This window comes from Nitratireductor sp. GCM10026969 (assembly GCF_042660605.1).
Lineage (GTDB): Bacteria > Pseudomonadota > Alphaproteobacteria > Rhizobiales > Rhizobiaceae > Chelativorans.
In genome coordinates, this window is sequence record NZ_JBHSUM010000208.1 from 1 (window position 1) to 5,942 (window position 5,942).

6 protein-coding genes are annotated in these 5,942 nt (G+C 65.8%); 2 read left to right on the forward strand and 4 right to left on the reverse strand.

All coding sequences use genetic code 11. The features are described from left to right. Positions 1-838 (forward strand): tetraacyldisaccharide 4'-kinase (lpxK, locus tag ACFP9U_RS23265; protein ID WP_378625104.1); only part of this gene is annotated, 838 nt, incomplete at its 5' end. Positions 839-938: 100 nt separating this feature from the next. Here the strand turns inward: lpxK and ACFP9U_RS23270 are convergent. Next, positions 939-1,853 (reverse strand): LysR family transcriptional regulator, encoded by a 915-nt coding sequence (locus tag ACFP9U_RS23270; protein WP_378625105.1) that lies wholly within the window; start codon positions 1,851-1,853, stop codon positions 939-941. Positions 1,854-1,969: 116 nt separating this feature from the next. Between ACFP9U_RS23270 and ACFP9U_RS23275 the strand changes: the two genes are divergently transcribed. After that, positions 1,970-2,584: an FMN-dependent NADH-azoreductase gene (locus tag ACFP9U_RS23275; RefSeq protein WP_378625107.1), complete on the forward strand. Its 615-nt coding sequence runs from the start codon at positions 1,970-1,972 to the stop codon at positions 2,582-2,584. Between the two features lie 93 nt (positions 2,585-2,677). Here ACFP9U_RS23275 and ACFP9U_RS23280 read toward each other — a convergent pair whose 3' ends face one another. The 3 genes from ACFP9U_RS23280 to mutL form a co-directional block, all read right to left on the reverse strand. Next, positions 2,678-3,769 carry a sensor domain-containing diguanylate cyclase gene (locus ACFP9U_RS23280; RefSeq protein WP_378625109.1) on the reverse strand — a complete coding sequence of 364 codons (1,092 nt, stop codon included), beginning with the start codon at positions 3,767-3,769 and terminating at the stop codon, positions 2,678-2,680. 334 nt (positions 3,770-4,103) lie between these two features. Continuing rightward, positions 4,104-4,334: a DUF2093 domain-containing protein gene (locus ACFP9U_RS23285; protein WP_322453912.1), complete on the reverse strand. Its 231-nt coding sequence runs from the start codon at positions 4,332-4,334 to the stop codon at positions 4,104-4,106. Positions 4,335-4,437: 103 nt separating this feature from the next. After that, on the reverse strand, positions 4,438-5,942 hold a 1,505-nt coding region (gene mutL, locus ACFP9U_RS23290; RefSeq protein ID WP_378625110.1), incomplete at its 5' end, for a DNA mismatch repair endonuclease MutL.

Here is a 5,942-nt window from a genome sequence, read left to right on the forward strand (position 1 = left end):
CATCGCGCTCGCCAAGGAGGCCAAGCGCCAGAAGCTGAAGGTCGGCTTCCTCTCGCGCGGCTATGGCGGCAGCTTTTCCGAGCCGCACCTGGTGGATGCCAAGCAGGACGCCGCACGCCTCGTCGGCGACGAGCCGCTGCTGCTCGCACGCCACGCACCCACCGTCGTCACGCCCGACCGGGCCGCCGGGGCCCGGCGTCTGGTGGAAGCGGGCTGTGATTTCATCATCATGGATGACGGGTTCCAGAGTGCACGCGTTCACATGGACTTCGCTCTGATCGTCGTCGACGCCCGGCGCGGCCTGGGCAACGGCCATGTCATCCCTGCAGGCCCGTTGCGTGCGCCTCTGATCGATCAGTTGCGTCATGCAGACGGCGTCGTGACCATGGGAGAGGGGGACGCCGCAGAGATCGTCGTGCGCCGCGCCTCCCGTGCCGGCAAGCCGGTCTTCGCCGCGCGGGTGAAGCCGCGCAAGGTGCGCGGGCTGAAGGGTGTGCGCGTCCTTGCCTTCGCCGGTATCGGCAATCCCGAGAAGTTCTATGACACGCTGCGCAACACGGGTGCCGAGGTCGTCGCCACGCGCTCCTTTCCAGACCACTATCCCTATGGCGAGGAAGACGTGGCCGAACTGGCCGCCCAGGCCGAAGCGGAGGGCCTGCAGCTCGTGACCACGGAAAAGGACTTGGTGCGTCTCGACGATGGGCCGGGGCCCGTCCGGGAGTTCGCCGCTAACGTGCGGCCGCTCCCCGTCGAAGCGGTGTTCGAAAGTGCTGCTGCGCCGGAACGCATCATCGCTGAAACGCTGACGGCCTGGCGCGAACGCATGTTGCAGGACTGAGGAATTGGCTTTGCCGGGTCCTTGAGTTTAGCTCCCGATTTAGCCGTAGGCCAAGTGTTAGAAGCCGCCAGAGAGAGTGAAAGCGCGAAATTCTACACACTCACGTCCCCGTCCAGCCGAAGGCGGCAAATGCGGCTTCGAAGCGGTTTGCCATCCATGACGCGGCGGGGCCGTACGGCTTGTCGTTGGTGCGGATGGCGAACATGGAATAGGTCGACGGCGGATAGGGCTCGAGCGAGAGCTCGACCAGCCGGCCTGCCTCGAGATCGTCCCTGACGAGCCAGAGCGGCATGCCGCCCCAGCCGAGCCCGGCGGAGATCAAGGCATGCTTCGTGGCGAGGTCGCTGACGTGCCAGGTGTTGAGCGCATGGACATGGAAGTTGCGGCCTTCCGTCCGCCTGCTGAGATCGCTGATGACGATCTGGAAGTGCTCGCGGACGACTGCGATCGGGACGGAGCTTCCCGCATGCGCAAGCGGGTGTGACGGCGCCGCGACGGGCAGGACCTGGTTTTCGCCCACTTTTCGGCTGACAAGGTTCGGGTGGGGGAGCATCACGCCGCCGACGATCCCGATGTCGGCGTCACGGTTCAAAACGGCTTCCGCACTGGCGCCGAGCGCCCCGGTGAGAAGACGCACGCCTACGGTCGGAAAGGCCTCCCGGAAGGAGTCCAGCACCGCGGTAAGCACCGGCATGGGAACGAGCAGATCCGCCACCAGCCGGACTTCTCCCTCGAGCCCCTGGGCAAGCCCGCGTGCGCGGGCGCGCAGCATCTGCAGGCTGCCGATCATCCGCCGCGCGTCCTCCAGCAGGCTGTTGCCGGCTTCCGTCAGCCGGGGCTGGCGCGTGCCTGCGCGTTCGAACAGCTTCAGCCCGAGCTGCGCTTCGAGGTTGGAGATCGCGTAGCTTATCACCGACTGCGCCCGATTGAGCTTCCGCGCAGCGGCCGAGAAGCCGCCTTCCTCCACCACGGTCAGAAAGATTTCGAGCTGGTCGAGGGTCGGGTGGGCATCCATCTCAAATCATCCATTTTTTCGATAGGAACGCTCGACATTTTACCAGTTTTCACGATTGGCTTCGATCGCCAAATTCACCTCGGCAAACAGGCATGAGCCCACCGAGGAGACACGCAATGACATCGATCCTGCTCGTTACATCCAGCCCGCGCGGCGACGCGTCGCATTCGACCCGCGTCGCCAAGCAGCTCGTCCGCAATCTGGCCGCTGCCGATCCGGCGTCCGAAATCGTCCATCGCGACCTTGTCCGCGCGCCGCTGCCGCATATCGATCCGGACTTCGCCGCGGGGATCTACCGGCCGGAGGAAGAGCGCACGGCCGAACAGGCCCGCGCCGTCGCCCGTTCCGATGCGGTGGTGGACGAGGTGCTCGCCGCCGATGCGATCGTCATCGCCAGTGGCTTCATCAATTTCGGCATCAGTTCCACGCTGAAAGCATGGATCGACCACCTGCTGCGCGCCGGCCGCACCTTCCGCTACACGGACAAGGGGCCGGAAGGCCTGATCCACGGCAAGAAGGTCTATCTCGTCGTCGCTTCCGGCGGTGTCTATTCGGACGGTCCGGCCGCCCAGTTCGACCATGCCGTCCCCTATCTGAAGTCGGCGCTTTCCTTCGTCGGCTTGACCGACATCGAGGTCATCCGCGTGGAGGGCGTGGCCATGGGGGCCGAGGCCGAGCAGGCCGCCCTGTCGCGGGCTGAGACCCGTATCGCGGCACTCGCCGCCGCCTGAAATAAAGGAAACCGGCCCGAACGGTATTTGGCGGGAACCCCCGGCGCGGAGGTTCCCGCGTTTCCATTTCGGATCATTCGCCGAAGCCGGTGACTATGACGCCTTGCGTTCCTGCAGGGTCAGAATTTCGATCATGTCCGGCAGCCACTCCGCGAGCGTGCGGTTGCGGCCGGCGCTCTTGGCCGCGTAGAGCGCCTTGTCGGCGCGGCTGAGCGTGATTCCGAACGGCTCTCCGGGGCGGATCCTGGCAAGCCCGAAACTGCAGGTGATCGATTTCCGCCCGACCGAGGCGCCGAAACTGGTGTTCTCGATCGCCGTGCGCACGCGCTCGGTCAGGGCGAAAGCCTGATCCTCCTCCATATCCTTGAGGATCAGGACGAACTCCTCGCCGCCGAAACGCGCGACGATGTCGTGGCGCCGCGTGTTGTCGCGAATGACGGCGGCGAACCTTTTCAGCACGGTGTCGCCGAAACCGTGGCCGAACATGTCGTTGACGGCCTTGAACTTGTCGATATCGCAGACCGCCACGACGCCTGACTGCCCGGCATGCCCCATCCCCCACAACCGTCCTACCCGGCGTTCCAGCCCGCGGCGGTTGAGCACGCCGGTCAGCGGATCGAGATCGCGTTCGTGCCTGAGCTTGGTGACAATGTCGACGACGAGGACGCCGAGGATGCTCAAGCCCGCGAAGGCGCCAAGAATGGGGGTGGTCAGAAGGATCGTCTTCCAGAAAACCGATTGCTCGAACTCGCCCGGCGTCGTGCCCGGGGAGACCGAATTGATCGTCAGAAGCGTTCTGGGCAGGAAATGCGCGCCGAAACCGGCCAGAAGCCAGAACAGCGCCCTGTCGGTCCGCGTCCCCACGGCCAGGAAACGCGCCAGGAAACAGGCGTTGAGCAGGATCAGCCCCAGACCGAAATTCAGGACATAGATGCGGCCGATGAGGTTCGGATAGACATAGTAGAAGTACCACAGCCCGCCGACGATGCCGACGAGATAGAGGGCCGCCAGCCAGGAGGGAAAGCGGCGGTCGGAACGTTCGAGAATGCCGTTGGAGACCAGGAGCATGCCGACCGTGTAAAGAAGGCCGGCGGTCAGGCTGTTGTGGCCGATATTCGCCGGGATTTCCGCCACCTGGGACAGCATGGCGAACGCCAGGAGGCAAAAGCCGGTGGCGAGGCTCATTGCGAACCAGATTTTCCGTTCCAGGGCACGTATGCCGAAGAACGCGGCTCCGAAGAGGAGGAGGACAGCGGGTGGGACGAATTCCATGCGATGCCGGGCCAGATACATGGGGGCATTTGAGATTTTTACGAAGCGAGGCCGGTCCCGGGAATGTCAGCCAACCGGGGCGCGCATTCGCACAATCCTGATGCCCCCTCAAACGATTATGCGAGCGAATAACAACTACGCCTAGTTATCACACTTTCACACAACAAGCATAGCGGGCAGCAGGCCTTCCATCGAAATTTTCGGATTCTTCTCAAATTGTTGCGGCAGGGACCCACCTTTGGCCGCCTCAGCGCGGCTTCTTGAGATCCGGATCGCATTCCAGTTCGCGTACCAGCGAGGCCTGCACGTCCCGATAGGGCTCCTGGCGGGCGACGCTCCAGTACTTCAGGTCTTCCAGCAGTATGGAATCGCCCGTGACGGCGCAGCGCACGAAGGTGCCCGGCGCCAACACCTGGAAATCGCCGTCCAGATATCGAATGCGTGCTTCCCGGGCGCCCGGCCCCTCGAAACGGTTCATGCCAATTGCCTCTTTTTCATCCGCTTTGCGCCAAACACGGCCGGTTCGTCAAGCGGCTCGCCCGGGATGCCGGCGCGGCTGTGCGTTTAAACCCGGACCGTCTTCAGCGCCGCCCGAACAGCCGCTCGATGTCGGCCAGCTTCAGTTCGATATAGGTCGGCCGCCCGTGATTGCACGTGCCCGAGCCTGGCGTCGCTTCCATCTCGCGCAAAAGCGCGTTCATCTCCTCCGGCTTCAGCCGCCGGCCGGCGCGTACCGAGCCGTGGCAGGCCATGGTGGCGGCGATGTGGTCGATCCGTTCCTTGAGACCGGCCGCCGTGTCGTTCTCGGCGATCTCGTCGGCCAGATCGCGCACGAGGCTCGCCGCATCCACCTCGCCAAGCATTGCCGGCGTCTCGCGGACGGCCACGGCCCCCGGCCCGAAGCGCTCCAGTCGCAGGCCGAGCGTCGCGAGAAAGTCCGCATGCGCTTCAAGGCGCGCCACGTCCTCCTCCGGCAGGTCGACGATTTCCGGCATCAGCAATCCCTGCGAGGGGAGCGCACGCGAATGGATGGCCTGCTTGAGCGCTTCGTAGACGAGCCGCTCGTGCGCGGCGTGCTGGTCGACGATGACCAGCGAATCCGCCGTCTGCGCGACGATGTAGTTCTCGTGCACCTGGGCGCGTGCCGCGCCGAGCGGATGGTTCCTGAGCCGGACATCCTCGCCTTCGGATGCGGGCCGGGCATCGGCGCTCACCGCCGCGCCGACGTCGAAGGCCGCCTGTTCCGCTTCGGCAAAGCCCGCCGGCGCCGCGGGCACAGGCGTCATGGGCTCGAGCGGCCGGTTGGGCGAGGTCTCAAGGCTCCAGTTGCCGGGATGGCGCGCGCCCGAAGGGCGTGCCGCACCGTTACTGGCATAGCTTCCAGCGGGGGTGCGGAAGGCTTCCAGCATCGCCGACGCGCCGCTGGTGGAGGCGCGCAGGCCGCCTTCCTCCAGCGCCTGGCGGATGGTACCGACGATAAGGCCGCGCACCAGCCCGGGATCGCGGAAGCGCACATCCGCCTTGGCCGGATGAACGTTGACGTCCACCAGGGCCGGGTCGAGCTCGAGGAACAGCGCCGTCACCGCATGGCGGTCGCGCGGCAGCACGTCCATATAGGCGCCGCGGATGGCGCCGGCGATCAGCTTGTCGCGCACCGGCCGGCCGTTCACATAGGCGAACTGGTGGAGCGCGTTGCCGCGCGAGAAGGAGGGGATCGAGGCATAGCCCTTGAGGCTCACGCCTTCGCGCCCGGCGTCGATGGCAAGGGCGTTGTCGGCAAAGTCCCTGCCGAGGACCTGCGCCAGGCGCTTCACGAGCCCGTCACCGTCCTCCGGCACGGCGGGAAGGTCGAGCGTCGTCCGGTCGCTGCCCGAAAGGGTGAAGCGCACGCCGGGAAAGGCGAGCGCGACGCGCTTGACGACGTCTGTGATCGCCGCCGTCTCGGCGCGCTCGCTCTTCATGAATTTGAGCCGCGCCGGCGTGGCGAAGAAGAGGTCGCGCACCTCGACCATGGTGCCGCGATTGGCGGCGACCGGCTTCACCGGCCCGGCACGCCCGCCCTCGATGGTGATCTCCGCCCCGGCGT

Bases quoted from the DNA above. Each gene is read 5' to 3' on its own strand.
- ACFP9U_RS23270 (WP_378625105.1), bottom strand. From the start codon at position 1,853: ATGGATGCCCACCCGACCCTCGACCAGCTCGAAATCTTTCTGACCGTG.
- ACFP9U_RS23275 (WP_378625107.1), top strand. From the start codon at position 1,970: ATGACATCGATCCTGCTCGTTACATCCAGCCCGCGCGGCGACGCGTCG.
- ACFP9U_RS23280 (WP_378625109.1), bottom strand. From the start codon at position 3,769: ATGAGCCTCGCCACCGGCTTTTGCCTCCTGGCGTTCGCCATGCTGTCC.
- ACFP9U_RS23285 (WP_322453912.1), bottom strand. From the start codon at position 4,334: ATGAACCGTTTCGAGGGGCCGGGCGCCCGGGAAGCACGCATTCGATAT.